The following is a 26,722-nucleotide window of genomic DNA, read 5'->3' as shown; positions in this document are numbered from 1 at the left end:
GCGCCGCTTACGGTCAGGCTCGCGTCCACTCTGGCCGAAGGCGATCCACCACGCGTTCGAGCCGCACCTGGCCGTAGTGCTTGTCGATCATGGCGAGCGAGGTCCGGCAGTTCCTCGCCACGTCGAGCACCTCAGCTCCGTTCGCTAGCTGCTCGCTGATGTAGAAGTGTCGCAGCGAGTACGGGGTGCGCTTGATGCCCCTGTGATCCCGCTCGAGCCCAGCCGCCTTCACCAATTCGGTGAAGCCGTTGGCCACCGAGGTAATGCGCTTGCCCGTCTCGCTCGCGAAGACCGGATCCGAATCAGCTGGCTCTCGGCCCATGCTTCGCTCGAACAGCATCCACAGGGTGTCGAACCACGGGATCGCCGCCTTCTGCGGGATGGCCTTGCCGCTCTTGCCCTTGCCCCGCACCTGCAGCCGGATGTCTCGATCATCCACGCTCTTGCCTCGGCCGGCGCGGTAGCCCAGCACGTCGCCCCAGGTGAGGTTGTACATCTCAGTGGGGCGCAGACCCGAGAACGCACCGATCATCACGTACGCGTGCAGCACGGTGCGATCGCGCCGGGTGTGATCATCCAGCCGCTTGATGCGCCAGCTGCGCCGATCGCTGGCCCGCACTTCGGCGCCGGTGCCATCCATGATCGGGTCGACCAACCGGCTGAGGCTCACCGCCTCCAGCTTGGCAAACTCGTGCGGCTCGAAGCTCGGCCGCCGGTTATCGGGCGAGCGTCGCGCCTTGATGCTGATCTCCGGCGGAGTCTTCAGGTAGCCCTGCCGTGAGGCCCAGCGTAGCAGCGCCCGCAGAACCACAGTCTCACCGCGCTGGCGGCTCAGGGACGGGGCTGCGCGTCGTACGGGCCGGCGCAGGCGGTGGCCGTCGCGCTCGTAATCGATATGCGTGATCAGCTTGCCGGGGCCCTCGGTCCAATAGGTGCGCCGCCATTCCGCGTAGCGCTCCAGATCCGTCTCGGTGACCGCGTCGATGGGCTTCTGGCCGAAGTAGCCGACGAAGTACCGGCGAATCACGGCGGGCTCGCTCTTGCCCTGGTCGGCTCGACGTTCGCCTCGTTCCACCTCGCGTAGGATCTGCGCGATGTAGGCCTCCGCCACACTCTCGAAGGTGTGCGCCTTGGCTGTGAGCCCCTGCTTGGCTCTGTAAGTGGCCTCGTACCAGATCGCGTCGGCGCGGCGCTCAGCCTCTCGCTGGTCGTCAGTGTCTAGGGAGCGCTTGAACTGCCCCTGACCCTTGATGCTGAAGCGCACCTGCCACTTGGTGCTGCCGGCGCGCTGGAACAGCTGGTAGCGCTCGGCTTGGACGTTGCCAGGGGTGCTCACGATGCGGCCCTGTTCGGTTACTGCGGTGCAGTGGACTGCGCTAGAAGTGCGCTAGGGTGCTTTCTGAGCCCCCAGCAAACCGTTACGCCCGCACGATAATTTTTTCGGCTGCGCTAGCGCTGTTCTAGGATTTAAAGCCGAAAACCGCAGAGAGCAAGGCAAACAAAAAGCCCCGCTAAGTGCTTGGCGGGGCTTCGAAAACTTTGGTAGCGAGGGAGGGATTTGAACCCCCGACACAAGGATTATGATTCCTCTGCTCTAACCAGCTGAGCTACCCCGCCCCAAGCCGCGCCCGCCCCGAGGGGCGATGCGTGCAGTGCCGGCGGTATAGGGAGGCGGGGCGCGATGTGTCAACGGTCCTGCGTCCGCAAAACGCGCGCGTCCGCAGCCGGAATGCGGTCGGCCGCCGCCCTTGGGCGACGAACTGGCATGCGCTGTCATGCGGCGCTTCGGCCGACCGGCGCGCGGGCCATGTTCGGCTCAGGCGGAGCCGCTATGTAACGCTCCGGTCCCCAAGCCGGGCCGTCAGATCGGAGCCTCCGATGATCCCTCGCGCCATCACCCGTTTCACCGTCCTCCTGGCCCTCGCGGGCCAGCTCATCGTCCCGCCGGCCCTCGCGGCAGGCGGGAGCGCCACCTACCGGGCGGCCCTCACCGGGGAAAGCGAAGTCCCGGCAACGCAGTCGAAGGGGACCGGCGAGGTCACCGCGACCTTCGATCCGGCGTCCAAGCGCCTGAGCTGGACAGGCAAGTACAGCGGCCTGACCGGCCCGGTGACCGCTGCGCATTTCCACGGCCCGGCCAAAGCCGGCGAGAATGCCGGCGTGCTCGTTCCGGTGACGGCGACCAGCTCGCCCTTCTCCGGAGAAGCCACGCTGGACGACGCCAAGGCCGCCGACCTCGAGGCCGGGCGGCTCTATTTCAATCTCCACACCGCCGCCAATCCGAAGGGCGAGCTTCGCGGACAGGTCGAGCGCGGCCGCTGATCCTCCGCCGCGGGCGCCGCGCCGACGGCCTCGACCCGCGCGTGCGCGCCCGGTAGGCGGGTCTCGCTGCCCCCGGCCGGAGATTCCGATGAAGCAGATTGAGGCCCTCATCGCCTGGACGCCCGTCCGCTGGGCGGAGCTGAAACCCGAGACCGCCGGGCAGGTCGCCGTCCTGCCCGCACCGGACGCGTCCGGAGAGGCCAAGCGCTACATGATGCGCGCCGGCGCCGGTTCGTCGGCGCTCGCCGCGATGTCGGACGAGGCGCGGATCGCCCGGCTGTTCATCGATTTCCAGACCCTGGTCGTGCGCGACGGCATCGATCCGCAGGTGGCACACCGCGCCTTTCTGGCCATCGACGAGTACCGGTTCCGCATCGCCCCCGACACGGAAGGTGCCGAGTTCGAAGACCCGCCCGAAGAGGATTAACCACGCGGCGCCATGTCCGCGCTCACGCCGCCGTCGCTCGCGCAAGAGTGAGAATAACGAATACACATGCGCCGGACCCCGCCCTATCTCGGTTCAGCGTCCTGACTCCCCGGAGGTCGGCCATAACCGTAACACGTCGCGCCGTTATCGCCGCGGCGGCGCTCGCGCCGCTCGTCGCACGTTCCGCCTCGGCCGCGGAGCAACTGATCCGCCGCCCGATACCCTCGACCGGCGAGATGCTTCCGGCGATCGGCATTGGCACGTCCCGGCGCTACGAGGTCGAGCCGACGCCCGAGAAGGTCGCGCCGCTCAAGGACGCGGTGCAGACCTTCGTGTCGCTCGGCGGCACGGTGATCGATACGGCACCGAGCTACGGCACGGCCGAGGATGTGCTCGGCCTTATCCTGGCCGACCCCGGACTGCGCCGAAAGATCTTCCTCGCCAGCAAGGTCGACACGACCGGCCGCGAGGCGACGCTCGCGGAGTTCGAACGGTCGCTGAAGCGGATGAAGGTGGATGCGCTCGATCTCGTGGCCGTCCACAATCTGATCGACGTGACCGAGAACCTCGCGGTCCTGCGCGACCTCAAGAGCCGCGAGCGTATCCGTTACGTCGGCGTCACGGTCTGGCGCGACAACCAGCTCGAGGCCCTCGCGGAGGTGATGAAGCGCGAGACTTTGGACTTCATCCAGGTCAACTACGCCATCGACAACCGGGAAGCGGCCGAGCGGGTCATTCCGTTAGCGGCCGACCGCGGCATGGCCGTGATGACCAACGTGCCGTTTGGCCGCGACCGCCTGTTCAAGGCGGTTCAGGGCAAGGAACTGCCCGCCGTCGCCAAGGACCTCGGCTGCACCAGCTGGCCGCAGTTCTTCCTCAAGTACGTGCTCGGCAACCCGGCCGTGACCTGCCCAATCCCCGGGATGGCGAAGGCCTCGTATGTCGAGGACAACCTCGGGGCCGCCCGGGGCAGCCTCCCGGACCCGGCACAGCGCAAGCAGATGGAGGCCTTCATTGATGCGGTCTGATCGTACCACGCGCCGTGCGGCGCTTACCTTGGCGGCCGGTCTGTCCCTGGTCGCCGCGCTCCCGGCCCTGGCGCAGGACGGGGAAAAGATCCGCATCGGCGTGATCGGAGCGGGGAACATCGGCGGCACGATCGGGACCCTCTGGGTCAAGGATGGGCACGAGGTGATGTTCGCCTCCCGCCACCCGGAGCAGCTGTCCGCGATGGTCTCGGAACTTGGGCCGAAGGCCAAGGCCGGTACGCCCGAAGAGGCGATCACGTTCGGCGATGCCGTGTTCATCGCCGTTCCCTACAAGGCCTATCCGGACCTCGCAAAGGAGATCGGGCCGGCCCTGAAGGGCAAGGTCGTGCTCGACGCTGGCAATGCCACGCAAAAGCGCGATGGGGCCCTCTACGACGAGGTTCAGGCGAACGGTATCGGCATGACTTCCGCCAAGTATTTTCCGGATGCCAAGCTGGTGCGGGCCTTCAGTTCCGCCAACTACAAGATTTTCGCGAAAGAGGGCGCGAATGGCGGGCGGGACCGCGCCGGAGGCCGTATGGCGATGCCGATCGCCGGCGACGATCCCGCCGCCCTGAAGGTTGCCGAGGGGCTGGTCCGAGATGCCGGTTTCGACCCGGTCGTGATCGGCACGCTCAAGGATGCGGATCGCGTCGCCATCGGTACACCGGGTTTCGGCCAGGAGGTGACCGCGCCGGAATTCCGCGCGAAGCTGGGGCTCGGACAATGAGGCGCGCTCAGGCGATATGCGTGCTGCGCGCACGAATCGGCACGGACGCCCCGGCCGCCGAAGGCCCGAGACGCAACCAGCCCCGTGGCTGATTCCCGCGGCGCCCGCACAGCGCTTTCCCGCCTGATCGACGTTCAGCCCGGGGAAGGCAGAGCGCTGGCGTGGTCCTGGGCCTACATCTTCTCGATCCTGGCCGCCTATTACATGCTCCGCCCGATCCGCGACCAGATGGGCGTTGCGGGTGGGATCGAGAACCTGCCCTGGCTGTTCACAGCCACCCTGGTCGGGATGCTCGGCCTCAATCTGCCCTTCGCCTACCTCGTGAAGCGGATGCCGCGAGCCCGGTTCGTGCCGATCACTTACCGGTTCTTCGCGGGCAACATCCTGGCCTTCGCGCTCACGCTCTATCTCGCGCCGCCGGACTGGGCTGTCTGGATCGGCCGGGTGTTCTTCGTCTGGCTGTCGATCTTCAACCTGTTCGTGGTCTCGATCTTCTGGGCCACGATCGTGGACGTGTTCTCGAACGCGCAGGGCAAGCGCCTGTTCGGCTTCATCGCCGCCGGGGCGACGCTCGGCGCCATCGCGGGTTCGGCGACCACCGCGATCCTCGCCAAGAACGTTCCGACCTGGGGGTTGATGCTCGGCGCGGTGGTGCTTCTTGAGATCGCGGTGTTCTGCATGCGCGGGCTCGCGGCGCTGTCGACCCGGTTGCACGAGGTCCCGGGCAGCGAATCGAGCGCGGAGAGCGGTCAGGACCGGACGATCGGTGGCAGCGTGCTGGCGGGCGTGACCCGGACCCTCGCGTCGCCCTACCTGCTCAACATCTCCCTGTTCCTGCTGCTGTTCTCGGTGACGTCGACCTTTCTGTATTTCGAGCAGGCCGGCATCGCGAAGCGCAGCTTTCCGGATCGCGCCGCCCAGACGGCCTTCTTCGCCAGCGTCGACTTGGCGGTGAACGTGCTGACGCTCGGCGTCCAGCTGTTCCTGACCGGGCGGATCGTGAACCGGCTGGGCGTGGCGCTGACGCTCGCGATCCTGCCGGCGTTCAGCATCCTCGGCTTCGCCGCCCTCGCGGCCTGGCCGACGATCGGCATCATCGTCGCCTTCCAGGTCCTGCGCCGGGCCGGGAACTTCGCCATCGCCCGCCCGGTCCGGGAAGTGCTGTTCACGGTCGTCCCGCGCGAGGACCGCTACAAGGCGAAAAGCTTCATCGACACAGTCGTCTATCGCCTCGGCGACCAGGTCGGCGCGTGGTCGTTCACCGGCATCGAGGGGATCGGCCTGGGCAGCGCCGGCATTGCCGGGGCCGCTGTCCCACTGTCGATCGTGTGGCTCATGAACAGCCTCTGGCTCGGGCGCGCGCAGGAGCTGCGTCGGATGGCGCAGGATCCGGTGCGCGCCGACGCCTCGGAGGAGGCCGGACGGACGGAGGCGCTCAGTCCCGCCTCGGCTTCCTCCGCGCGGGAACGGGCTTGAGCCCGGGCATCTGCACGCCCCGGCGCAACGCCAAGGCGGAGAGGAGAGCGGCAACGGCTTGGGCGATGACCTGAAGCGTCATGGGCAGCCCTCCGGAACGGTGAAGAAAGTGTGTCCGCGGCCGGTTAACGAGTCGTTAAGCAGTCCGCGACCCGCCGTCCCGCCGCGCGGGATCGTTGGGTGGGCTGCGGTCGGACTCGCCCCTATCATCACGTCGGGACCTCGGACACCCGTGCCGCTTGGGCAGCCGCGAGCCGCGCGCTAACGGTGCTGCATCCAGTCCCACACCAGGAAAGCCGGAAATGGGAGCACGATGGCAAAGAAGATCCAGTCGAACATCTGAGGCATGGAACAGTCCTTCGGTCGATCAACCTCTGGTTCTACCGACGCCGCGCATCGAAGTTCCGGATCCGGGGGCGGGCCGCTCCAGACCTTCTGGATCCGACGCCCGGCCCCTCGGCATGGCCGGCGAAGCGCGTTAAGGGGCGATTTACCCTGCCGCGCGAGATCTCAGACTTGTTCCACCGGGAGGGATGCATGAGTTGCGCTTCGTCGCCCGGCCCGGGACTGCGGCGAGCACGCGTTCGCCGCCTCGCTGTGATGGGGCTCCTTGCCCTGGCTCCGGCTCCGGCCTCGGCCGAGGAGCCGCTGTTCATCCGAATCCGGCCGTTGTCGGATGCCGAGGCGGCACGCGCGGCCCGGGAAACACTGTGGGCGCGACGGCAGGCGCATGCGCGTGCGGTGATCGAATCCGTCTGCACCGGCTGCCTCGGCGCCTGGAAGCCCGACGCAGAGCCGGCCCCTGCTACGCCCCAGGATCGGGTCGCGGACCTCGCCGTCCGAATAGGGGTTGAACTCGACCCCGGCTCCGGGGCATCCGACCCTCCTCCCGACCCGTCGACTCCCGAGAGGCATCCATGACGCAATCGCATCCGACCAGCGGCGCCGAGCCCGAAGTCGATTGCCCCGTGAGCCTGGAGGTTTTGGGCTCCGTATACCGGGCCGACGATTTCGACCTGCCGCTGATCCTGGAGCAGATCCCCCCGTTGAAGCGCGCCCAGCTCGCCGCCTACCTCTACGGCAAGAGCCACATGCACAAGCTCGGGCTGAAGGTCGCCCGCTCCTGCGAGCGCGACGACCTTGTCAGGGCGGCGGGGGAGATCGGCTCTGTGATCCACGGGCAGGCGCATCTGAAGCCGTCCAAGCCGGCACCGGCCGCGGCGCCCGAGCTGCGCGCCAAGACGCAGCCGGGCCAGAAGAAGGTCAGCCTCGCTGGCGCGCCGGCCAAGCCCGCCATCAGCCTCGGCGGCTCGGCCAAGGTCCGCAACTTCGACTGAGCGTGCACGCGTCGGGTCCGATCCCGATCGGCCTGACCGGCATGGCTTCGCGCGATGTCGTCACGCATCGTCATTCCGGGACTGCGCAGCAGGTTCCGGAATCCGGTTCCTCGTCCTAAAAACCGTGCTTGGCGGATCGACGGGTGTGGATCCCGAGTTCCGCTGCGCGGCTTCGGGATGACGGATCGAACGCGGACAATAGGGGGTGTCGCCCTCGACTCGAATTCCGCGGTCGCACCTCCGAAGACCTGACAAGGCGGACTTGTGCGTTGCACCCGCGCCGGCCTTCGGATAATCGCCCGCGATGAACACCGACCACGACAAGATCCTGATCGTCGATTTCGGCTCTCAGGTGACGCAGCTCATCGCACGCCGGGTGCGGGAGGAGGGCGTCTACTGTGAGATCGTGCCCTTCACGAAGGCCGAGGCCGCGTTCCGCGAGCAGAAGCCGAAAGGCGTGATCCTGTCCGGCGGGCCCGAATCGGTGACCGTCGAAGCCTCGCCCCGGGCGCCGCAGCTCGTCTTCGATTCGGGCGTCCCGGTCTTCGGCATCTGCTACGGCCAGCAGACCATGGCGGCCCAGCTCGGCGGCGCCGTCGAGGGCGGGCATCACGCGGAGTTCGGTCGGGCCGAGGTCGAGATCCTGGCTGATTGCCCGCTGTTTAACGGCGTCTGGCACAAGGGCGAGAAGTACCCGGTCTGGATGAGCCACGGTGACCGCGTCACCAAGCTGCCGGACGGCTTCACCACCGTGGCGATCTCCAAGAACGCGCCCTTCGCGGCGGTGGCCGACGAGGCCCGCAACTACTACGCGGTGCAGTTCCACCCGGAAGTGGCGCACACGCCCCACGGCGCCCTGCTGATCCGCAATTTCGTTCGCGACGTCGCCGGCTGCTCGGGCGACTGGACCATGGGCGCCTACCGCGAGGAGGCGATCGCCAAGATCCGCGCGCAGGTCGGCTCCGAGAAGGTGATCTGCGGCCTGTCGGGCGGCGTCGATTCGGCCGTGGCGGCCGTGCTGATCCACGAGGCGATCGGCGACCAGCTCACCTGCGTGTTCGTCGATCACGGGCTCCTGCGCCTCGGCGAGGCCGAGCAGGTCGTGGCCCTGTTCCGCGACCACTACAACATCCCGCTGGTCCACGTGGAGGCGTCGGGAATGTTCTTGACGGCGCTCGAAGGCGTCAGCGACCCGGAAATCAAACGGAAGACCATCGGTCGCCTGTTCATCGACGTGTTCGAGGCCGAGTCGAAGAAGATCGGCGGCGCGAAGTTCCTGGCTCAGGGCACGCTCTACCCGGACGTGATCGAGAGCGTGTCGTTCACCGGCGGCCCATCGGTGACGATCAAGAGCCACCACAATGTCGGCGGCCTGCCCGAGCGCATGGACATGAAGCTCGTGGAGCCGCTGCGCGAGCTGTTCAAGGACGAGGTTCGGGTGCTCGGCAAGGAACTCGGACTGCCCGAGGCTTTCGTCGGCCGCCACCCGTTCCCCGGCCCGGGTCTGGCGATCCGCTGCCCCGGCACGATCACCGGCGAGAAGCTGGAGGCCCTGCGCAAGGCCGACGCGATCTATCTCGACGAGATCCGGCAGGCCGGGCTCTATGACACGATCTGGCAGGCCTTCGCGGTGATCCTGCCGGTGAAGACCGTCGGCGTGATGGGCGACGGGCGCACCTACGATCACGTCTGCGCGCTGCGCGCCGTCACCTCGGTCGACGGCATGACCGCCGACTTCTACCCGTTCGACATGGCCTTCCTGGGCCGGGTCGCGACCCGCATCATCAACGAGGTCAAGGGCATCAACCGGGTGACCTACGACATCACCTCGAAACCGCCCGGCACCATCGAGTGGGAGTGAGCAAGTCCGAAGCCGTCATCGCGCGTGGAGCGACGGGACTCAGGGCGGCGTGACGCTTCGGACCGTGGCGCCACCTTGGATTGCTTCGCTCCGATCGCAACGACGAGGCACTCGCCGTTACGGCGCGCAGAGTGCTGGCTCGAGCGCCTTCAACGCCGGCCGGAACGCCGCCAAGTGCAGTCCGTCCCGCAAGGCGCCGGGCTTGGCGTAGCCGGTGTCACCGTCGCGCAGGGACGCGAACGGGTCGGAGAAGCTGCAGCCGAGCCGGCCGCACAGGTTCTGCAGCCGGTGCGAATAATCCGCCACCGCGCCCGCGTCGACGAGCTTGCCGATCTCGCGTCCGACCGGGGGGAGGGCGGTCACGACCACGCGTGGGCTCAAGGCCTGGAGCCGCTTGATGATCGCCTCCGCGGCAGCCTCGAACTGCTCCGTCGGCTTGTGGAGCTTTGGATTGTTCTTCACCAGGATGTCGTTGGTCCCGATCGTCAGCGCGACGAGCCGGGGCTGGACCTTGAAGGTCAGGCGCGCGAGGTACTCCGCGTAGCTGGCCGCAGTCGCGCCGCTGATCCCGCCGTTGAGGAATTCGAGCCCGCAGGGCCGCTGGCTGCCGGGCTGCAGCTCCACCTGGGAATCGCCCGCCCAGAACGCGTAGTCCGGCGGCGCCTCGTCGAGGCTCACCTGCACGGCGATCAGGCGCATCTCGGCATAGGCCCGCGCGTCGGCCCCCGGCCGATGCAGGCGCCACCCGGCGAAGCCGCCGATCGCCAACAGGGCGAGCGCACCGAGAATCAGGAGGGCGACACGCCTCACGGCTCGGCCCCGGCACGGTCGACCCGAGCCTCGGGCCGGGCATCGGTGGAGGCGTAATAGGGCTTGATGTCGAGGAGCGGCGTTCCGTCGAGGCAGTCGAGGCCGCGCACCCGCAGCGTGTCACCTTCCCGCCCGATCAGCTCCACCACCGACAGGGCGATCGGGTTCGGACGTGCGGGCGAGCGCAACGAGAACGTGCCCCGGGGGCCGTCGGCGTGGCGCGGCTGCTGGACCAAGAGCCCGCGCGTCGCCCGGTCCATCCAGTAGAGGAGGATCAGGTGGGTGCAGCCCGTGATGTTGCGCAGGCCGGCCGCGCAGGCGGGATCGACCTCCACGGTGCAGACGTCGTCGGTCTGGAGCCCGTTCTTCGGGCAGTCGGAGCGATCCCGCCAGGGCGTGCGCAACCGGCCGATGAAGTGGAGTCCGGCGTCGAAGGTCGCGGGAAGGGCCGCCATCTCCTCGCCGGGACGGATTCCAAATTCGCCCGCGTCCATGCCGCCTCGCTGTGATCGGGCCGGCTTGTCGGCCAAGGGGCCGGCGCCTGCAAGCCCGCATCTCGCCCCGTTGCGGTCGGGGGTGTAGAGCGGGCCAGCGACGGAGGCTTCATGATTGAACAGGAATTGCGGCCGATGCAGGCGGTGGCGGATGCCGGGACCGCGATCGACCGCCTGGTCGAGCTGTACGAGGATGCGGCGGGCGCCCTGCGGAAGGCCCTGGAGCGCTACCTCGCGGGCGGGCCACCGCCCGACGCCACGGAGCGCCTCGCCTTCCGCTACCCCGAATTGCGGATCAGCTACCGCCCGGACGGGCCGCTGCCGCGCGTCCGGCGGGCCACCGCCAAGCTCCAGGCTGCCGGTACCTACGCCACGACGGTGACGCATCCGGCCTTCTTCCGCGACTATCTCGCCCGGCAGCTGGAGCCGCTGATCGCCGATTACGGCGTCGCCATCGAGGTCGGCCTCGGCGCCCAGGAAATCCCCTATCCCTACGTCCTCGAAGCCGGGCTCGACGCGGGCGGCCGGGCCGTCGACGGCGCGGATCTCGCCACCTACTTCCCGGTCCCGCTCCTGTCGCTGGTTGGGGACGAGATCGCGGACGGCACCTTCGATCAGGTCGCGGGCGAGCCGCTGCCGCTGGCCCTGTTCGACGCCGTGCGGGTCGACTACTCGCTCCGGCGCCTCGTGCACTACACCGGCTGCGACTGGCGCGACGTCCAGCCCTGGATCCTGCTGACCAATTACCACCGTTACGTCGACCAGTTCGTCCGCCACGGGCTGGAGCGTCTGGCTTCCGGCGCGGAGGGCTTCGAGCGGCTGGTCCTGCCGGGCGGCGTTTCGGTGAGCCGGGCCGAGGCCGCCGACGCCGATCCCGCGGCGGTGATCGCGGCCTCGCCCTGGCACCGCCACCAGATGCCGGCCTACCACCTCGTGGCGCGCGGCGCCGACGAGACCGCGCAGGGGACGACCCTTGTGAATATCGGCGTCGGCCCCTCGAACGCGAAGACGATCACCGACCACCTCGCCGTGCTGCGTCCGGATTGCTGGCTGATGGTCGGGCATTGCGGCGGCCTGCGCCAGTCGCAGACCATCGGCGACTACGTGCTGGCGCACGCCTATCTGCGCCGCGACCGGATCCTCGACGAACTCGTGCCGCCGGACGTCCCGGTGCCGGCACTGGCCGAGATCCAGCTCGCGCTCCAGAGCGCCGCGGCGTCGGTGACGGGCGAGCAGGCCGATGCTTTGAAGCGGCGCTTGCGCACCGGCACGGTGGTGACCTACGACGATCGCAATTGGGAGCTGCGCTTCAGCCAGGAGCGGCGGCGGATCAACCAGTCGCGGGCCGTCGCGGTCGACATGGAGAGCGGCACGGTTGCCGCGCAGGGTTTCCGCCTGCGCGTCCCCTACGGCGCGCTGCTCTGCGTCTCGGACAAGCCGCTGCACGGCGAGATCAAGCTGCCGGGCGCCGCCAACGCCTTCTACGACCGCGCGGTCTCGGAGCATCTGCGGGTCGGGCTCGCGGCCCTCGACGTGCTGCGCGCCGACCGGCACGGGTTGCACTCGCGCAAGCTGCGCAGTTTCGACGAGCCGCCGTTCCGGTGAATCGACCGGCAAGGCGCCGCATCCCGGCGCACTGCAGCGTTGTTGCCGAGACGTCATGTGGCTTCCGGCACAGCGACCGACTAACATGCCGGCCGCAATACTCAAGCTTGGATACCCGGGAGTTCAGCGCGGTTTGAGGGCCAGAGACCATTCATCACGGTGGATGGTCCATTGAAGCGTTTGGCATTGGCATCGACCGCACTCCTGGCTGCGGTGGCCCTCATCCCGGGCAGCGCGGATCCGCGCGGCTTCGGCCGGGGCGGATTTCACGGCGGCGGCTTCGGCGGCGGATATCCTGGTGGCGGGTTCGGAAGCGGCGGCTTCGGCGGCGCGCGTGCGGGAGGATCCGGAGCGGGAGTCGGAGGCTTCCGCGGTGCCGGGGTGGGCGCCGCCGAAGTGACCGGCGCCGGCAGCTTCCGCAACGGCGGATTCGACAACGCGGGCTGGGTCGGCGCGATCGGAAACCGGGGCGGCGTCGACTGCGACAACTGCGCCTCCGGGTCTTGCCACGGTGCCTACAATCCGGTCTCATGCGGTTGTCGCGGCTACGGATACTGAGCCGGACGGCCTGCCCGGACCGAGCCTCGCGGTATCGAGCCCGCGGCCGTCCGCGGCCGGGGCTTCTCGGTACGGGCCGCGCTCGGCCATCGATCGGATGCCGTAGCGCCGCGAAGGCTTGGAGGCGACGCTGCCTTCGTCTGTGACGAAGGCTCGGTCTAAATCTTCCGAATTGCGAACCGGTCCAGACCGGCCAGGATGCCGCCTCCATCGGGCGGGGCGGTGCGGAGGATCGGGTGAGCGGAGTGGCGGTTGTTCCGGCGACGGCGGCTCTGCTCTTGCTGTGCATGGGCCTCTGGGCCACGGCGCTGTTGCCCGAGATCGTCACCGCGCTCGCCTTCTTCGGGATCGCGATGCTCCTGCGTCTCGGCAGCGCCGGCACGGTCTTCTCCGGATTCTCGGCCTCGGCGTTCTGGCTCGTCCTGTCCGGGATGGTGGTCGGGCAGGGCATGACACGGACGGGGCTCGGGGCTCGCATGGCCCGTGCGCTCGCCCTGCGTCTGTCAGGCTCGTACGAGCGCTTCATCGCCGGGCTGGTGGCCCTGAGCTTCTTGATCGCCTTCGTGATGCCGTCGAACCTCGGCCGGATCGCCCTGATGATCCCCGTGACTCTGGCGCTCTGCGACGCATTCGGCCTTGCCCTCGGGCGCCCCGGACGGACCGGCGCGGTCCTGGCTGTCGGCGTGGCGACGCCGATTCTATCCGCCGCGATCCTACCGGCCAACGTGCCGAACCTCGTCATGGCCGGTTCGGCGGAACGTCTGCTCGACCTGCATCTCTCGTATCTGTCCTACTTCCTCCTTCACGCGCCGGTCCTGGCCGTGATCAAAGGGGTGTTGCTGGTGGCGCTGACCGTGCGGCTGTTCCCTGATCGGCTCGATCGGAGCGTCCCAGCCCTGCCGGCGCTGCCGCCGCTCTCGCTCCCCGAGCGGCGCCTCGCGACGATCCTGGCCTGCACCCTGGCCCTGTGGATGACCGACAGCCTGCATGGCCTCGCGCCGGCCTGGGTGGGCCTGGCCGCGGCCGTGATCTGCCTGCTGCCCCGGGTCGGCGTCCTTGCCCCCGAAGCCTTCCAGCAGGTCAATCTGCGCACCTGCTTCTACATCGCGGCGCTTTTGGGCCTCGTGGCGCTCGTCAACGAGACCGGCCTGGGTGAGCGCCTCGGTCACCTGCTGCTCGCGATCGCGCCGCTGGAGCCGGGCGCGCCGGTCCAGAACTTCGCCGTGCTCACCGGCCTGGCCACGATCCTGACGCTGCTTGTCACCGCGAACGGCGCGCCGGCCCTCTACACCGCGCTGGCCGGAGAGATGACGCAGGCCAGCGGGCTGTCACCCCTGGCGGTCGTCTCCCTCCAGGTGATCGGCTACTCGACCGTGTTCTTCCCCTATCAGGCGCCGCCGATCGTGTTCGCCAGCGAACTCGGCGGGGTCCGGCTCCGCGACGCGACACGCCTCACCATGAGCTTCGGCCTCGTCTCGCTCCTGGTGGCCGCCCCCCTCGACTTCGCGTGGTGGCAGTTCCTGGGAGTTCTGAAGTGACAGAATCCGTTTAGTGTCGCCAAGCGTGCCACATTGCGTTGCAGCATGACGCATTGCGGCTTGCTCCCTAAGCCACTAGCGCTACCAGATTAGAGACGGTCCAGTTCGCAGCTGCGAGGCTTCAACCCGATGGCACCCACCGCCCGCCCGACAGTGGCACAGCCGATGTCGCCGCATCTCCAGATCTATCGCTGGACCTGGACGATGGCGATGTCGGTGTTTCACCGCATCACCGGCACCGCTCTCTACGGCGGGACTGCGCTGGTGGCGATCTGGCTCGTCGCACTGGCTTCCGGACCGGTCGCCTATTCTTACGTCGCCGGGTTCTTCGGCTCGCTGATCGGGCGGCTGATCCTGTTCGTCTACACCTGGATCCTGATGCACCACATGCTCGGCGGCTTGCGCCACCTCGCGTGGGATTTCGGGATCGGCTTCGATCGCGAGAAGCGTCTCGCCCTCTCGCGCCTGACCCTGATCGGGTCGACGGTGCTGACCCTCGTCATCTGGGCGGTCGCCCTTCTGGTCCGCTGAGGAGGTCGGCATGGCCAAGGAACAGGTCCGGCAGGACACCAGCGTCTCGATCCGCACCCCGCGCGCCCGCGTCGCGGGTCTCGGCGTCGCCCATCACGGCGTCGGCCATTGGTGGCTGCAGCGAATTACCGCAGTGACCAATACCGTGCTGATGCTGTCCTTCGTAATCATCGTCGCTCGGATGTCCGGTCGAGGCTATGCGGACGCAGTCCACGTCGTCGCGAACCCTTTCGTCTCGATCATCCTCATCCTGGCGTTTCTGTCGGTCACGCTCCACATGCGCATCGGCATGCAGGTGGTCATTGAGGATTACGTCCACGCGCAGGCGACCAAGATCGTCGCCGTGTTCGCCAACAATGTCTACGCGGTCCTGGTGGCCGTCGCCTGCGTCTACGCGGTGCTGCGCATTGGCTTCGGACAGCCGGCCTGAACCCCGTCATCACGAATTTCGAGGAGCCGAACATGGCCGCCAACGGCACAAACGGCAGCGGGCCTGCCTACACGATCCACGATCACGCCTTCGACGTGGTGATCGTCGGCGCGGGCGGCGCGGGCCTGCGCGCCACGGTGGGCTGCTCGGAGGCGGGCCTGCGCACAGCCTGCATCACCAAGGTGTTCCCGACCCGCTCGCACACCGTCGCGGCACAGGGCGGCATCTCGGCCTCGCTGGGCAACATGGGCCCGGACGATTGGCGCTGGCACATGTACGACACCGTGAAGGGATCGGACTGGCTCGGCGACCAGGATGCCATCGAGTACCTCGTGCGCAACGCCCCCGCCGCCGTGTACGAGCTTGAACACTGGGGCGTGCCGTTCTCCCGCACCGAGGAGGGCAAGATCTACCAGCGTCCGTTCGGCGGCATGACCACGGATTACGGCAAAGGCACCGCCCAGCGCACCTGCGCGGCGGCCGACCGGACCGGCCACGCGATGCTGCATACCCTCTACGGGCAGGCGGTGAAGAATCAGACCGACTTCTTCATCGAGTACTTCGCCCTCGACCTGATCATGGACGAGGAGGGCCGCTGCCGCGGCGTCATTGCCATCGATCAGGCGAGCGGCGAGATCCACCGCTTCCGCGCCCAGATGACCATCCTGGCGACCGGCGGCTACGGCCGCGCCTACTTCTCGGCGACCTCAGCCCATACCTGCACGGGCGACGGCAACGCCATGGTGCTGCGCGCCGGCCTGCCGCTGCAGGACATGGAGTTCGTGCAGTTCCACCCGACCGGCATCTACGGCGCGGGCTGCCTGATCACGGAAGGGTCCCGCGGTGAGGGCGGCTACCTGACCAATTCCGAGGGCGAGCGCTTCATGGAGCGCTACGCCCCGTCCGCCAAGGACCTCGCCTCGCGCGACGTGGTCTCGCGCTCCATGACCATGGAGATCCGCGACGGCCGCGGCGTCGGCAAGGACAAGGACCACATCTATCTGCACCTCGACCATCTCGACCCGAAGATCCTGCACGAGCGCCTGCCGGGCATCTCGGAATCCGCGCGGATCTTCGCGGGCGTCGACGTGACGAAGGAGCCGATCCCGGTCATCCCGACCGTCCACTACAACATGGGCGGTATCCCGACGAACTATCACGGCGAGGTGCTGACGCTGCGCGACGGCAATCCCGACACGGTGGTTCCGGGCCTGATGGCGATCGGCGAGGCGGCCTGCGTGTCCGTCCACGGTGCCAACCGGCTCGGCTCGAACTCGCTGATCGACCTCGTGGTCTTCGGCCGCGCCGCCGGCAAGCGCTGCGCCGAGATCGTCGAGCCGAACGGCCGGGCCATGGAGCTGCCGAAGGGCGCCACCGACAAGGCGCTCGAGCGCCTGGACCGGTTCCGCTACGCCAACGGCTCGACGCCGACCGCCGAGCTCCGCGCCGAGATGCAGAAGACGATGCAGAACAACTGCGCCGTGTTCCGCACCGGCGAGGTGCTGGAGGAGGGCAAGGGCCTGATCCACAAGGTCTGGAACGCCGCCGCCGACGTGAAGATCACCGACCGGTCCCTGGTCTGGAACACCGACCTCTTGGAGACCCTGGAGTTCGACAACCTGATCGGCCAGGCGGTGGTGACGATGGAATCGGCCGCCAACCGCAAGGAATCGCGCGGCGCCCACGCCCGCGAGGACTTCCCCGACCGCGACGACAAGGACTGGATGAAGCACACCCTGTCCTGGCTCGATGAGGGACGCCATCAGGTGAACATCGATTATCGTCCGGTGCACACTTACACGATGTCGAACGAGATCCAGTACATCGAGCCGAAGGCACGCGTGTACTGATCTGAAAATCCGCACAACCCTTGCGCCGGTGGAGCATTGCTCTTCCGGCCGCCGCATTCTGCTCTAGCGGAAGCCGTCGAATTCCATGGCCCAGTTCAACCTTCCCAAGAACTCGCAGATCACGCCGGGCAAGTCCTGGCCGGCCCCGCCCGGTGCCAGGAACCTGCAGACTTTCAAGATCTACCGGTGGAACCCGGATGACGGCGCCAATCCGCGGATCGACACCTATCAGGTCGACCGCGAGGATTGCGGCCCGATGGTCCTCGACGCGCTGCTGTGGATCAAGAACAAGGTCGATTCGACTTTGGTCTTCCGCCGCTCCTGCCGCGAGGGCATCTGCGGCTCCTGCGCGATGAACATCGAGGGCCAGAACGCGCTGGCCTGCACGATAGGCATCGACGAGTGCAAGAGCCCGGACAACGCCCTGCCGCTCCTGACCCGCAAGGACAAGGACGGCGCGATCCGGATTTACCCGCTGCCGCACATGCCGGTCCTCAAGGACCTCGTGCCGGATCTGACGAACTTCTACGCGCAGCACGCCGCCATCGAGCCCTGGCTCCAGACCGAGACGCCGGCGCCCGAGAAGGAGTGGCGCCAGACCCCGGAGGACCGCTCGCGCCTCGACGGTCTCTACGAGTGCATCCTGTGCGCCTGCTGCAGCACCTCGTGCCCGAGCTACTGGTGGAACGGCGACAAGTTCCTGGGCCCGGCCGCGCTGCTCCAGGCCTATCGCTGGCTGATCGATTCCCGCGACGAGAACACCGGCCACCGCCTCGACGGGCTGCACGACCCATTCCGGCTCTATCGGTGCCACACGATCATGAACTGCGCCAACACCTGCCCGAAGAACCTGAATCCCGCGAAGGCCATCGCGGAAATCAAGAAGATGATGGTCGAGCGCACGCTCTGATTGCAGGCTTCTGAGGCCTGACGGCCACACCGGTCCGAAAAGGCGGCCTCTCCGCAGCGGAGTCGAGCGCGGGTGAGGATACCGCCTTGCGGCCAGCGCAATTGGCACGGAGTCAGGGGGGCAATCGCGACTGCGCCTTCAACCTGACCCAAGTGGACCGATGCTGCGCCCGAGCCTGTCGACGTTCGCCATCCTCTGTCTGGGCGCAAGCCTCGGCGCCTGCGCTTCGAGCCGTCTCGACGGGCCGCGCACCCGCGCTCCGTCGCCCCAGGCGTCCCTTGACGCCGTGCCGGCCGTCCCGTCGGGCACCGTGACAGCCGCGCCGCTGGCGCCGCCGCCGGGCGTGTCGGCGAGCCCGGACGCGCCGCCTCCGCCCGGTGCCCAGGCCGCGCTGTCCCCGGCCGGCCCGACCGTCATTGCGGAACCGGTCGCCCCGCCGTCGCCGCCGCCGCCAGTCGTCACCAGCGGACGCGCCTCTGTGGTGGGCAGCTGGGATGCCCGGGATGCGACGGGCGCGAACTGCAAGGTGACGCTGTCGAGCGCGCCGGCTCTCGACCTCTACAAGGCGTCCGCGGCGGGCTGCCCCAACAAGGACCTGTCCCGGGTCTCGGCCTGGGATTTCCGCGACGGTGAGGTCTACCTGTATCAGCCGGGCGGCTCGGTGGCGGCGCGGCTGCGCCAGGGCGGCGGCGGCCTGGAAGGGGCGCTGACCAAGTCGGGTGCCGCGCTGGCCCTGAACCGCTGAGGCGGGGCGGCGGCGCGACCAAGGCGCACGGTTGGCGTGCGGGAGGTCGCGCTTACATGAAGGGATCCCGCCGCATCGCGCCCCCATAGACATGTTCCTGGATTGGCTTGAGCGCCGCGTCGATCCGTTCGCGCCCTTCGACGAGGCGCGGATGCCGCCGCGGTCGATCCTCGGTTTCGCCTGGTTCTACCTGCGCCCGATCCGCGCCGCCCTGGCGGCTTTGTTCGTCATCGCGGTGATCGCCGGCACGGTCGAGGCGTCGCTCTATCTCGTGATGCGCTGGTTCATCGACCTGCTCGGCACAGCCGATCGGGCCACGGTGCTGTCGGACCACGCGGTCGAACTCGGTGTGGTCGTCGTGCTCGTCGCGGTGATCCGGCCCCTGTCGATCTGGGCCCACGAGGTGCTGTCGAACCAGCTCGTCGTGCCGCAATCCACCAGCCAGATCCGGTGGCGCGCTCACCTCTACACGCTCGGTCACGCACTCTCGTATTTTCAGGGCGACTTCTCGGGGCGGCTGGCGAACCGTGTCGTGCAGGTGGGACCGGCGGTGCGGGAACTCGCCGTCGTCTTCATCGACACGCTCCTCTACGTGGCGATCTACGCGATCACCGCGGTCGGGCTGTTCAGCGCGATCTCGCCGTGGCTGGTCCTGCCGGTGCTGCTCTGGATCGCCGCCTATGCGGGCCTGACCATGTGGTTCGTGCCGCGGGCGCGGGCACGCTCGCACAAGACCGCCGACACCCGCTCGATCCTGATCGGCCGGATCGTCGACAGCTACACCAACATCCTGACCGTCAAGCTCTTCGCGCGCGACCGCGAGGAGCGCGCGGCGGTGCGCGATGCGGTCGAGGTTCACACCGACGCCTACCTGTTCCAGTTCCGGTTGGTGACGCTGACGACCAGCCTGCTCGGCCTCCTCAACAGCGCGCTCCTGATCGCCACCGGCGCGGCTTGCCTCGTCCTCTGGCAGCGGGGCGGGATGAGCACCGGTGAGGCCTCGGCGGGTCTCGCGCTGGTCCTCCGGCTCATCGCCATGTCCGGCTGGGTGATGCAGACCGTCCGCGGCGTCTTCGAGAATGTCGGGGTCGTGCAGGAGAGCATGCAGACGATGTCCCGTCCGCACGGGCTGATCGACGCGCCGGACGCGCGCGCGCTCACCGTCACGGGCGGCGAGATCCGGTTCGAGAATGTCGGCTTCCATTACGGCCGCGGCGACGCCACAGTGATCGAGGATTTCTCCCTCACGATCCGTCCCGGCGAGAAGGTCGGTCTGGTGGGGATCAGCGGGGCCGGCAAGTCCACCCTGGCGAGCCTGCTCCTGCGGCTCTACGACGTGGAGAGCGGGCGCATCCTCGTGGATGGGCAGGACCTCGCTGCCGTGACGCAGCAATCCCTGCGCGAATCCATCGCGATGGTCAGCCAGGACACGTCCCTCCTGCACCGGTCGATCCGCGACAACATCGCCTACGGCCGGCCTGACGCGAGCCAAGCCGACATCGAGCATGCCGCCCGGCTGGCCCATGCCGACCGGTTCATCGCCGATCTTGTGGATCACAAGGGGCGGCGGGGCTACGACGCCCAGGTGGGCGAGCGCGGGGTCAAGCTGTCTGGCGGACAGCGCCAGCGCATCGCCATCGCCCGCGTCATGCTCAAGGACGCGCCGATCCTGATCCTGGACGAGGCGACCTCGGCTCTCGACAGTCAGGTCGAGGCGGCGATCCAGGAGTCGCTCGATACGCTGATGGCCGGTAAGACCGTGCTGGCGATCGCGCATCGCCTGTCGACCATCGCGGCCCTCGACCGGTTGGTGGTGATCGACCAGGGCCGGATCATCGAGGAGGGGACTCACGCCGAACTCGTCGCTCGGGGCGGCGTCTATGCCGGTCTGTGGTCCCGCCAGTCGGGCGGCTTTCTCGACGACGGCACGGCCCAATATGACAGCGCCGTGGCCTGATGCACCAAGGGCGGCAACATAACACGACAAACTTGGCAGGGCTCTATCGCTGCGGTGCAAACCGCCGCTTGACTTGGGAGCGGCAGACGGTCTCATTGCTCGCTTTAGAACGATAATGCTTTGATCCTGGCCCGACCGGGAGATCAGGGCAGGGCGCCTGCGGCCCTAACGCCGACGCATGGAGTTCCGAATCTTGGCGAACACATCTGCAGCCGCTCCTGCGGCCTCCGGGTCCGAGGGCAGCCGTCGTGACTTCTTGTTCCTGGCTACCGGCGCCGGGCTGGCGGTGGGGGCCGCGGCCGCGGCCTGGCCGCTGATATCGTCCATGGCGCCGGATGCCGAAACGATCGCGGCCGGCGCCCCGATCGAGGTCGATCTGACGCCGATCCAGGACGGGCAGATCGTCAACGTCTTCTGGCGCGGCAAGCTTATTTTCGTGCGCAAGCTGACCGCCAAGGAACTGACCGACATGCAGGCGGTCCCGCTCTCGGCCATGATCGACCCGGCCGCGTTCACGACGCGCGTGAAGAATGGTCACGATCAGTGGCTGGTGGTCTACGGCAACTGCACGCATCTCGGTTGCGTGCCGATCGGCCACCAGGGCAATTTCGAGGGCTGGGCCTGCCCGTGCCACGGCTCGCAATTCGACGCGGTGGGGCGCGTGCGCCACGGACCGGCGCCGATCAACCTGCCGATCCCGCCCTACGCCTTCGAGACGGACACCAAGATCCGGATCGGCGAAGGCGGCAAGGAAGCGGCCTGAGGGGAGGACGGAAGCATGAGCGGAACGGCCAGCACCTACGTCCCCAAGAGCCGGGTGGCCAAGTGGTTCGAGGCGCGCCTGCCCCTTGCCGGGTTGGTGCACTCGTCCTTCATCGCCTACCCGGTTCCGCGGAACCTGAATTACTTCTGGACCTTTGGCGCGATCCTCGCGGCGTTCCTGGGGATCCAGATCATCACCGGCGTATGGCTGGCGATGCATTACGAGCCCTCGGCGACCGGTGCCTTCAACTCGGTCGAGAAGATCATGCGGGACGTGAATTACGGCTGGCTGCTGCGGTACGCGCACGCCAACGGCGCGTCGATGTTCTTCGTGGCTGTCTACGTCCACATGTTCCGGGCCCTGTATTACGGGTCCTACAAGGCGCCGCGTGAGGTCCTCTATATCCTCGGCGTCGTGATCTACCTGCTGATGATGGCGACCGCCTTCCTCGGCTACACGCTGCCCTGGGGCCAGATGAGCTTCTGGGGCGCCACGGTCATCACCAACATCCTGGCCGCGATCCCGGTGGTCGGCGACACGATCCAGACCCTGCTCTGGGGCGGATACTCGGTGGGCAACCCGACCGTGAACCGCTTCTTCTCGCTGCACTACCTGCTGCCCTGGATGATCGCCGGCGTCGTCGTGCTGCACGTCTGGGCGCTGCACGTGACCGGCCAGAACAACCCGGCCGGCATCCCGATCAAGTCGGGCAAGGACACCGTGCCGTTCACCCCCTACGCGACCATCAAGGACGTGTTCGCAACCTGCGTGTTCATGATCCTGTTCGCCTGGTTCCTGTTCTACCAGCCGAACTTCCTGGGCCATGCCGACAACTACATCCAGGCCAACCCCGCCGTGACGCCCGCGCACATCGTGCCGGAATGGTACTTCCTGCCGTTCTACGCGATCCTGCGCGCGGTCCCGAGCAAGCTCGGCGGCGTGATCCTGATGTTCTCGGCGGTGATCATCCTGGCATTCGCACCGTGGCTGGACTGGTCCAAGGTTCGCTCCTGCAACTACCGGCCGATCTACCGGCAGTTCTTCTGGGCGTTCATTGGCGCGACCCTTCTGCTCGGGTGGCTGGGCTCGCAGCCTCCCGAGGGCGGCTACGTGATCGCGTCGCAGATCTGCACCGCCTATTACTTCGCCCACTTCCTGATCGTCATGCCGCTCTGCGGCCTGTTCGAGACGCCGAAGAAGCTCCCCGGCTCGATCCTCGAGACCGTCACCGGGCCGGGCAAGCAGGTGAGCGGATCCGGCATGCCGGCGGGCGCCGCCGCCGCTCCGACCACCAAGGGCTGACGGGCTGACGACAGGACCATGATGATGACCCGCGTCCTCCCGACCAAAGCTGCTGCCGCCCTGGCGGTCCTGCTGATCGGCGCCGCAGCGCCGGTCGGCGCCCAGGAAGGCCATGGCGGCCCGATCCCAGCCCGCGTCAACTGGAGCTTCGCCGGCGTGTTCGGCCGCTTCGACACCGCGCAGCTGCAGCGCGGCTTCCAGGTCTACAAGGAAGTCTGTTCCGCCTGCCATTCGATGAAGCTGGTTTCCTTCCGCAACCTCGCGCAGGAGGGCGGCCCGGATTTCAACGCCGGTCAGGTCAAGGCCCTGGCGGCGACCTATCAGGTGAAGGACGGGCCCAACGATTCCGGCGAGATGTTCGACCGGCCCGCCCGACCGGCCGACACTTTGCCGCCGCCCTTCCCGAACGATCAGGCGGCGGCCGCGGCCAACGGCGGCAAGGCGCCGCCCGACTTCTCGGTGATCGCCAAGGCGCGGACCTTCTCCCGTGGCTCGTTGTACTTCCTGACCGACTGGCTTCCGTTCATCGGCTATTCGGAACAGGGCCCCGACTATATCCACGCGTTGCTCAACGGCTACGAGGAGCCGCCGAAGGATTTTGCGGTTCCGGATGGCGGCCACTACAACAAGTACTATCCCGGCCACATCATCGCGATGCCGCCGCCGATCACCGACGGGCAGGTGAGCTATCCGAAGACCGACCAGGGCCAGCCTGTCGTCCCCGAGACGGTCGACCAGTACGGCAAGGACGTCGCGGCCTTCCTGATGTGGACGGCCGAGCCGCATATGATGGACCGGAAGGCCCTCGGCTTCCGGGTGATCCTGTTCCTGATCGTGCTGTCGGGGCTGCTCTACTACGTGAAGAAAAAGGTCTGGGCCGATGTCGGCGGCGAGGTCCACGGACTTCAGCCGGAACTGCACAAGACGTACTGACGCGCCGCTCTCCGATCGACGACATGGATGGGCCTCCCTCGCGGGGGCCCATCTTTTTTGGGCCGTTCCCCCATGCTACCGGTCGGCCGTCGCGATGATCGGCTGGCGGGAGACGGGTCTTCCCATCCACGCCCTCATCCTGAGGTGCTGCGCAGCGGCCTCGAAGGCGGGCTCCAGGGATCGCCGCGCCCTCTGGAGGTCTCCTTAGAGGCCTCCGCTTCGCTCCGGCACCTCAGGATGAGGGCGTGCAGGGGATCGCGGCGCTCGCGCAGCGTCACTGACAGTGCAGGAAGACAGGCATGACGGCAGCGGTCCTCGGGGTGATGGGTGGGTCCGGCGTCTACGACCTGCCCGGACTGGAAGACGTGCGCGAGGAGCGGGTCGCCTCACCCTGGGGCGAGCCGTCGGATGCCTTGCGCATCGGGCGGATCGGCGACACCAAGGTCGTGTTCCTGGCCCGGCACGGGCGGGGGCACCGGCTCTCGCCGTCCGGCATCAACTACCGCGCCAATATCGACGCGCTGAAGCGGGCCGGGGTCACCGATCTCGTCGCGCTCTCGGCCTGCGGCTCGTTCCGCGAGGAATTGCCGCCGGGCCTGTTCGTGCTCGTCGACCAGTTCGTCGATCGCACGCACGGGCGCGACTCCTCGTTCTTCGGCGATGGCTGCGTCGCCCACGTCTCCCTGGCCCATCCCGTCGGGCCGGGCCTGCAGGCGCGGATCGCGAACGCCGCCAGGGCGGAGGACATCGCGGTGCATCGCGGCGGCACCTATGTCTGCATGGAAGGACCGCAATTCTCGTCGCTCGCCGAATCCCGGGCCTACAGGGCGCAGGGCTTCGACGTGATCGGCATGACCAACATGCCCGAGGCCAAGCTCGCCCGCGAGGCGGAGATCACCTACGCGACCATCGCGATGGTCACCGATTACGATTGCTGGCACCCGGGCCACGACGCCGTGGACGTGGCCTCGGTCATCGCGGTCGCCCGCGCCAACGCCGACAAGGCGGCCCGGCTGGTGTCCCGGCTGGCACAGGACTTCCCGGCCGAGCGCGAGCCCTGCCCGGCGGGCTCGCATCGGGCCCTCGACGGGGCGATCATGACCGCGCCGTCTGTCCGCGACCCCGCGCTGCTGGCCAAGCTCGAGGCTGTGGCCGGTCGGGTGCTGCACCAATAGGCAGGCGCCCTTTCCATTCCGGCGAGAGTCCCTCTAGAAGGCGCGGGCGGCCGGAGCCGTCCCAGACACGAAGCCCAGATTGAAATGCGCAGCGCCACCATCAGCCGGAAGACCGCGGAGACCGATATCGCGGTCACGGTCTCGCTCGACGGGACCGGGCGATCGACGATCGCGACCGGCATCGGCTTCCTCGACCACATGCTGGATCTGCTGGCGCGGCACGCCCTGTTCGATCTCGACGTGAAGGTCGACGGCGATCTCCACATCGACCAGCACCATTCGGCCGAGGATTGCGGCATCGCGCTGGGCCAGGCCTTCGCCAAGGCGCTCGGCGACAAGCGCGGCGTCACGCGCTACGCCGACATCCACCTGCCCATGGACGAGGCGCTGACCCGCGTCTGCGTCGATATCTCCGGTCGACCGTTCCTCGTGTTCCGCACCGCCTTCCGGGTGGAGAAGATCGGCAATTTCGACACCGAACTGGTGCGCGAGTGGTTCCAGGCCTTCGCGATGAATGCCGGGCTGACGCTGCATGTCGAGACCCTCTACGGCGACAACGCGCACCACATCGCCGAGAGCTGTTTCAAGGGACTGGCGCGCGCCTTGCGGAAGGCAGTGGCGATCGATCCGCGCGAGGAGGGGCGCGTTCCCTCCACGAAGGGCTCCCTGTAGACCTGTCGTCATCAAGCTCCGCCCAGCCGCCCGGCTTACGTGGAGCGACCTAGCCGGAGTCCCGTGATGCGGATGCGCAGCTACACGCTCCACCTGCCCGCCGACGCGCGGCCGGGCGAGTCGATCGGCCTTGACCGGGCCGTGCTCGTGCCGGACGGCTTCGTATGGCCGGCCTTCGCCTTCACCGTTCTATGGTTCCTGTATCACCGGCTGTGGATCGCGGCGCTGGCCGTGCTCGTCGGCCTGGTCGCGCTGGCCGGCGCGGGGATCGCCTTCGGGCTGCCCACCGGCGCCGGCCTCATCGCCACGCTGCTGGCCGCATGGCTGATCGGGCTCGAAGCGTCGAGCCTGCGCCGCTGGACGCTGGCGCGGCGCGGCTGGCCGGTGCGCGACGCGGTCATCGCGGCGACGCCCGAGGAGGCGGAGGGCCGCGCGATCGGCCGGTGGCTGGACTCGAGCCCGACCGCGCCGCGCGCGCCATTCCCCAGCGGTCCGAGCCGGCGCGCCGAGCCGGTGATCGGCCTGTTCCCTGCCCAGGAAGGCGCTCGATGAGTCTTCGGGCGAGACGCGCATGAGTGCCGAGACCGTCGCGATCATCGATTACGGATCGGGCAACCTCCATTCCGCCGCCAAGGCCTTCGAGCGCGCTGCCCGCGAGAGTGGACGCGACGCGCGGATCTGCCTGACGTCGGACCCGGAGGTCGTCGCCGGGGCCGACCGGGTCGTGCTGCCCGGCGTCGGGGCCTACGCCGATTGCCGCCGCGGGCTCGACGCCGTTCCCGGCATGGTCGAGGCGATGACGCAGGTCGCTCACGCGGCCGGGCGCCCGTTCCTCGGGATCTGCGTGGGCATGCAGCTCCTGGCGACCCGGGGGCTCGAATACACCACCACGCCGGGCCTCGGCTGGATCCCCGGCGATGTCGGCCCGATCCGACCGTCGGATCCGGCCCTCAAGGTCCCCCATATGGGCTGGAACACCCTGCGGGCCGAGCGCGACCACGCGCTGCTCGCCGGCATCCCGACCGGCGAGGACGGGCTGCACGCCTACTTCGTGCACAGCTACGCGCTGACGCCGGAGTGCCCGGACGATGTCGTGGCGCGCGCCGAGTACGGCGGCCCGGTCACCGCCCTCGTCGCCCGTGGCAATGTCGCCGGCACGCAGTTCCACCCCGAGAAGAGCCAGCGGCTCGGCCTCGCGCTGATCGCAAACTTCCTGAACTGGCGCCCGTGAGCGCCGTTCGGCTCCGGCAAGAAGGATAAAACCGCCC

The 26,722-nt window shown here is 68.2% G+C and carries 25 protein-coding genes and 1 tRNA gene; 22 read left to right on the top strand and 4 right to left on the bottom strand.

Going from position 1 to position 26,722, the window contains the following annotated elements; genetic code table 11:
* Positions 1–13 precede the first annotated feature (13 nt).
* Positions 14–1,336, bottom strand: a complete 1,323-nt coding sequence (locus JOE48_RS05755) for a site-specific integrase (RefSeq protein ID WP_210028592.1) — start codon at positions 1,334–1,336, stop codon at positions 14–16.
* A gap of 204 nt (positions 1,337–1,540) precedes the next feature.
* A tRNA-Met gene (locus tag JOE48_RS05750) sits at positions 1,541–1,617 on the bottom strand.
* Between the two features lie 261 nt (positions 1,618–1,878).
* Between JOE48_RS05750 and JOE48_RS05745 the strand changes: the two genes are divergently transcribed.
* The 7 genes from JOE48_RS05745 to guaA all read left to right on the top strand — a co-directional run bounded on the left by JOE48_RS05745 (position 1,879) and on the right by guaA (position 9,181).
* Positions 1,879–2,322 (top strand): CHRD domain-containing protein, encoded by a 444-nt coding sequence (locus tag JOE48_RS05745; protein ID WP_210028591.1) that lies wholly within the window; start codon positions 1,879–1,881, stop codon positions 2,320–2,322.
* Between the two features lie 88 nt (positions 2,323–2,410).
* Positions 2,411–2,749, top strand: a complete 339-nt coding sequence (locus tag JOE48_RS05740; RefSeq protein ID WP_210028589.1) for a hypothetical protein — start codon at positions 2,411–2,413, stop codon at positions 2,747–2,749.
* A 122-nt stretch (positions 2,750–2,871) separates the two neighbouring features.
* Complete coding sequence (locus tag JOE48_RS05735; RefSeq protein WP_210035585.1) at positions 2,872–3,777, top strand: aldo/keto reductase; 906 nt, start codon at positions 2,872–2,874, stop codon at positions 3,775–3,777.
* Positions 3,767–4,507 carry an NADPH-dependent F420 reductase gene (locus JOE48_RS05730; protein ID WP_210028588.1) on the top strand — a complete coding sequence of 247 codons (741 nt, stop codon included), beginning with the start codon at positions 3,767–3,769 and terminating at the stop codon, positions 4,505–4,507. The genes JOE48_RS05735 and JOE48_RS05730 overlap by 11 nt, the downstream gene beginning before the upstream one ends.
* Before the next feature lie 84 nt (positions 4,508–4,591).
* The gene (locus tag JOE48_RS05725; protein WP_210028587.1) at positions 4,592–5,983 is read left to right on the top strand and encodes an NTP/NDP exchange transporter; all 1,392 of its coding nucleotides are present in this window, start codon (positions 4,592–4,594) and stop codon (positions 5,981–5,983) included.
* A 917-nt stretch (positions 5,984–6,900) separates the two neighbouring features.
* Positions 6,901–7,320: a hypothetical protein gene (locus JOE48_RS05720; RefSeq protein ID WP_210028586.1), complete on the top strand. Its 420-nt coding sequence runs from the start codon at positions 6,901–6,903 to the stop codon at positions 7,318–7,320.
* Positions 7,321–7,624: 304 nt separating this feature from the next.
* Positions 7,625–9,181 carry a glutamine-hydrolyzing GMP synthase gene (gene guaA, locus JOE48_RS05715; RefSeq protein WP_210028583.1) on the top strand — a complete coding sequence of 519 codons (1,557 nt, stop codon included), beginning with the start codon at positions 7,625–7,627 and terminating at the stop codon, positions 9,179–9,181.
* A 117-nt stretch (positions 9,182–9,298) separates the two neighbouring features.
* Here guaA and JOE48_RS05710 read toward each other — a convergent pair whose 3' ends face one another.
* The gene (locus JOE48_RS05710) at positions 9,299–9,991 is read right to left on the bottom strand and encodes a GDSL-type esterase/lipase family protein (RefSeq protein WP_210028582.1); all 693 of its coding nucleotides are present in this window, start codon (positions 9,989–9,991) and stop codon (positions 9,299–9,301) included.
* Positions 9,988–10,485, bottom strand: coding sequence for a tRNA (N6-threonylcarbamoyladenosine(37)-N6)-methyltransferase TrmO (gene tsaA / locus JOE48_RS05705; protein ID WP_210028581.1), 498 nt, complete (start codon positions 10,483–10,485; stop codon positions 9,988–9,990). Before tsaA ends, JOE48_RS05710 begins: the two co-directional genes overlap by 4 nt.
* A gap of 111 nt (positions 10,486–10,596) precedes the next feature.
* On the opposite strand from tsaA, the gene JOE48_RS05700 reads away from it, so the two are divergent.
* The 15 genes from JOE48_RS05700 to hisH all read left to right on the top strand — a co-directional run bounded on the left by JOE48_RS05700 (position 10,597) and on the right by hisH (position 26,685).
* The gene (locus JOE48_RS05700; RefSeq protein WP_210028580.1) at positions 10,597–12,090 is read left to right on the top strand and encodes an AMP nucleosidase; all 1,494 of its coding nucleotides are present in this window, start codon (positions 10,597–10,599) and stop codon (positions 12,088–12,090) included.
* Positions 12,091–12,884: 794 nt separating this feature from the next.
* The gene (locus JOE48_RS05695; RefSeq protein WP_312893088.1) at positions 12,885–14,186 is read left to right on the top strand and encodes an SLC13 family permease; all 1,302 of its coding nucleotides are present in this window, start codon (positions 12,885–12,887) and stop codon (positions 14,184–14,186) included.
* Between the two features lie 129 nt (positions 14,187–14,315).
* Positions 14,316–14,717 carry a succinate dehydrogenase, cytochrome b556 subunit gene (sdhC, locus tag JOE48_RS05690; RefSeq protein ID WP_192710865.1) on the top strand — a complete coding sequence of 134 codons (402 nt, stop codon included), beginning with the start codon at positions 14,316–14,318 and terminating at the stop codon, positions 14,715–14,717.
* A gap of 10 nt (positions 14,718–14,727) precedes the next feature.
* Positions 14,728–15,147 (top strand): succinate dehydrogenase, hydrophobic membrane anchor protein, encoded by a 420-nt coding sequence (gene sdhD / locus JOE48_RS05685; protein ID WP_210028579.1) that lies wholly within the window; start codon positions 14,728–14,730, stop codon positions 15,145–15,147.
* A 32-nt stretch (positions 15,148–15,179) separates the two neighbouring features.
* Positions 15,180–16,997 (top strand): succinate dehydrogenase flavoprotein subunit, encoded by a 1,818-nt coding sequence (gene sdhA / locus JOE48_RS05680; protein WP_210028577.1) that lies wholly within the window; start codon positions 15,180–15,182, stop codon positions 16,995–16,997.
* An 85-nt stretch (positions 16,998–17,082) separates the two neighbouring features.
* Positions 17,083–17,907 (top strand): succinate dehydrogenase iron-sulfur subunit, encoded by an 825-nt coding sequence (locus tag JOE48_RS05675; protein WP_210028575.1) that lies wholly within the window; start codon positions 17,083–17,085, stop codon positions 17,905–17,907.
* Positions 17,908–18,067: 160 nt separating this feature from the next.
* A complete protein-coding gene (locus tag JOE48_RS05670; protein WP_210028574.1) occupies positions 18,068–18,652 on the top strand; it encodes an AprI/Inh family metalloprotease inhibitor in 585 nt (194 codons plus the stop codon).
* Positions 18,653–18,743: 91 nt separating this feature from the next.
* Positions 18,744–20,609, top strand: a complete 1,866-nt coding sequence (locus tag JOE48_RS05665; RefSeq protein ID WP_210028573.1) for an ABC transporter ATP-binding protein — start codon at positions 18,744–18,746, stop codon at positions 20,607–20,609.
* 178 nt (positions 20,610–20,787) lie between these two features.
* Positions 20,788–21,372, top strand: a complete 585-nt coding sequence (gene petA / locus JOE48_RS05660) for a ubiquinol-cytochrome c reductase iron-sulfur subunit (RefSeq protein WP_245252722.1) — start codon at positions 20,788–20,790, stop codon at positions 21,370–21,372.
* A 15-nt stretch (positions 21,373–21,387) separates the two neighbouring features.
* Positions 21,388–22,674 (top strand): cytochrome b, encoded by a 1,287-nt coding sequence (locus JOE48_RS05655; RefSeq protein WP_210028569.1) that lies wholly within the window; start codon positions 21,388–21,390, stop codon positions 22,672–22,674.
* Between the two features lie 18 nt (positions 22,675–22,692).
* Positions 22,693–23,607: a cytochrome c1 gene (locus tag JOE48_RS05650; protein WP_210028567.1), complete on the top strand. Its 915-nt coding sequence runs from the start codon at positions 22,693–22,695 to the stop codon at positions 23,605–23,607.
* A 299-nt stretch (positions 23,608–23,906) separates the two neighbouring features.
* On the top strand, positions 23,907–24,782 hold the full coding sequence (locus tag JOE48_RS05645; RefSeq protein WP_210028566.1) for an S-methyl-5'-thioadenosine phosphorylase: 876 nt from the start codon (positions 23,907–23,909) through the stop codon (positions 24,780–24,782).
* An 84-nt stretch (positions 24,783–24,866) separates the two neighbouring features.
* The gene (gene hisB / locus JOE48_RS05640; protein ID WP_192710855.1) at positions 24,867–25,454 is read left to right on the top strand and encodes an imidazoleglycerol-phosphate dehydratase HisB; all 588 of its coding nucleotides are present in this window, start codon (positions 24,867–24,869) and stop codon (positions 25,452–25,454) included.
* A 66-nt stretch (positions 25,455–25,520) separates the two neighbouring features.
* Positions 25,521–26,006: a DUF2628 domain-containing protein gene (locus tag JOE48_RS05635; protein ID WP_210028565.1), complete on the top strand. Its 486-nt coding sequence runs from the start codon at positions 25,521–25,523 to the stop codon at positions 26,004–26,006.
* Positions 26,007–26,025: 19 nt separating this feature from the next.
* Complete coding sequence (gene hisH, locus JOE48_RS05630; RefSeq protein ID WP_210028564.1) at positions 26,026–26,685, top strand: imidazole glycerol phosphate synthase subunit HisH; 660 nt, start codon at positions 26,026–26,028, stop codon at positions 26,683–26,685.
* The last annotated feature ends 37 nt before the right edge of the window (positions 26,686–26,722 follow it).

The organism is Methylobacterium sp. PvR107, from assembly GCF_017833295.1.
GTDB lineage: Bacteria > Pseudomonadota > Alphaproteobacteria > Rhizobiales > Beijerinckiaceae > Methylobacterium.
Note: the sequence above shows the minus strand (reverse complement) of the source record. Positions and strands in the feature narration are given on the sequence as shown.

Bases quoted from the DNA above. Each gene is read 5' to 3' on its own strand.
- hisB (WP_192710855.1), top strand. From the start codon at position 24,867: ATGCGCAGCGCCACCATCAGCCGGAAGACCGCGGAGACCGATATCGCG.
- JOE48_RS05665 (WP_210028573.1), top strand. From the start codon at position 18,744: ATGTTCCTGGATTGGCTTGAGCGCCGCGTCGATCCGTTCGCGCCCTTC.
- JOE48_RS05700 (WP_210028580.1), top strand. From the start codon at position 10,597: ATGATTGAACAGGAATTGCGGCCGATGCAGGCGGTGGCGGATGCCGGG.
- petA (WP_245252722.1), top strand. From the start codon at position 20,788: ATGGAGTTCCGAATCTTGGCGAACACATCTGCAGCCGCTCCTGCGGCC.
- guaA (WP_210028583.1), top strand. From the start codon at position 7,625: ATGAACACCGACCACGACAAGATCCTGATCGTCGATTTCGGCTCTCAG.
- tsaA (WP_210028581.1), bottom strand. From the start codon at position 10,485: ATGGACGCGGGCGAATTTGGAATCCGTCCCGGCGAGGAGATGGCGGCC.
- sdhA (WP_210028577.1), top strand. From the start codon at position 15,180: ATGGCCGCCAACGGCACAAACGGCAGCGGGCCTGCCTACACGATCCAC.
- JOE48_RS05740 (WP_210028589.1), top strand. From the start codon at position 2,411: ATGAAGCAGATTGAGGCCCTCATCGCCTGGACGCCCGTCCGCTGGGCG.
- JOE48_RS05730 (WP_210028588.1), top strand. From the start codon at position 3,767: ATGCGGTCTGATCGTACCACGCGCCGTGCGGCGCTTACCTTGGCGGCC.
- JOE48_RS05635 (WP_210028565.1), top strand. From the start codon at position 25,521: ATGCGGATGCGCAGCTACACGCTCCACCTGCCCGCCGACGCGCGGCCG.
- sdhD (WP_210028579.1), top strand. From the start codon at position 14,728: ATGGCCAAGGAACAGGTCCGGCAGGACACCAGCGTCTCGATCCGCACC.
- JOE48_RS05670 (WP_210028574.1), top strand. From the start codon at position 18,068: ATGCTGCGCCCGAGCCTGTCGACGTTCGCCATCCTCTGTCTGGGCGCA.
- JOE48_RS05645 (WP_210028566.1), top strand. From the start codon at position 23,907: ATGACGGCAGCGGTCCTCGGGGTGATGGGTGGGTCCGGCGTCTACGAC.
- JOE48_RS05720 (WP_210028586.1), top strand. From the start codon at position 6,901: ATGACGCAATCGCATCCGACCAGCGGCGCCGAGCCCGAAGTCGATTGC.
- JOE48_RS05675 (WP_210028575.1), top strand. From the start codon at position 17,083: ATGGCCCAGTTCAACCTTCCCAAGAACTCGCAGATCACGCCGGGCAAG.
- sdhC (WP_192710865.1), top strand. From the start codon at position 14,316: ATGGCACCCACCGCCCGCCCGACAGTGGCACAGCCGATGTCGCCGCAT.
- JOE48_RS05745 (WP_210028591.1), top strand. From the start codon at position 1,879: ATGATCCCTCGCGCCATCACCCGTTTCACCGTCCTCCTGGCCCTCGCG.
- hisH (WP_210028564.1), top strand. From the start codon at position 26,026: ATGAGTGCCGAGACCGTCGCGATCATCGATTACGGATCGGGCAACCTC.
- JOE48_RS05650 (WP_210028567.1), top strand. From the start codon at position 22,693: ATGATGATGACCCGCGTCCTCCCGACCAAAGCTGCTGCCGCCCTGGCG.
- JOE48_RS05655 (WP_210028569.1), top strand. From the start codon at position 21,388: ATGAGCGGAACGGCCAGCACCTACGTCCCCAAGAGCCGGGTGGCCAAG.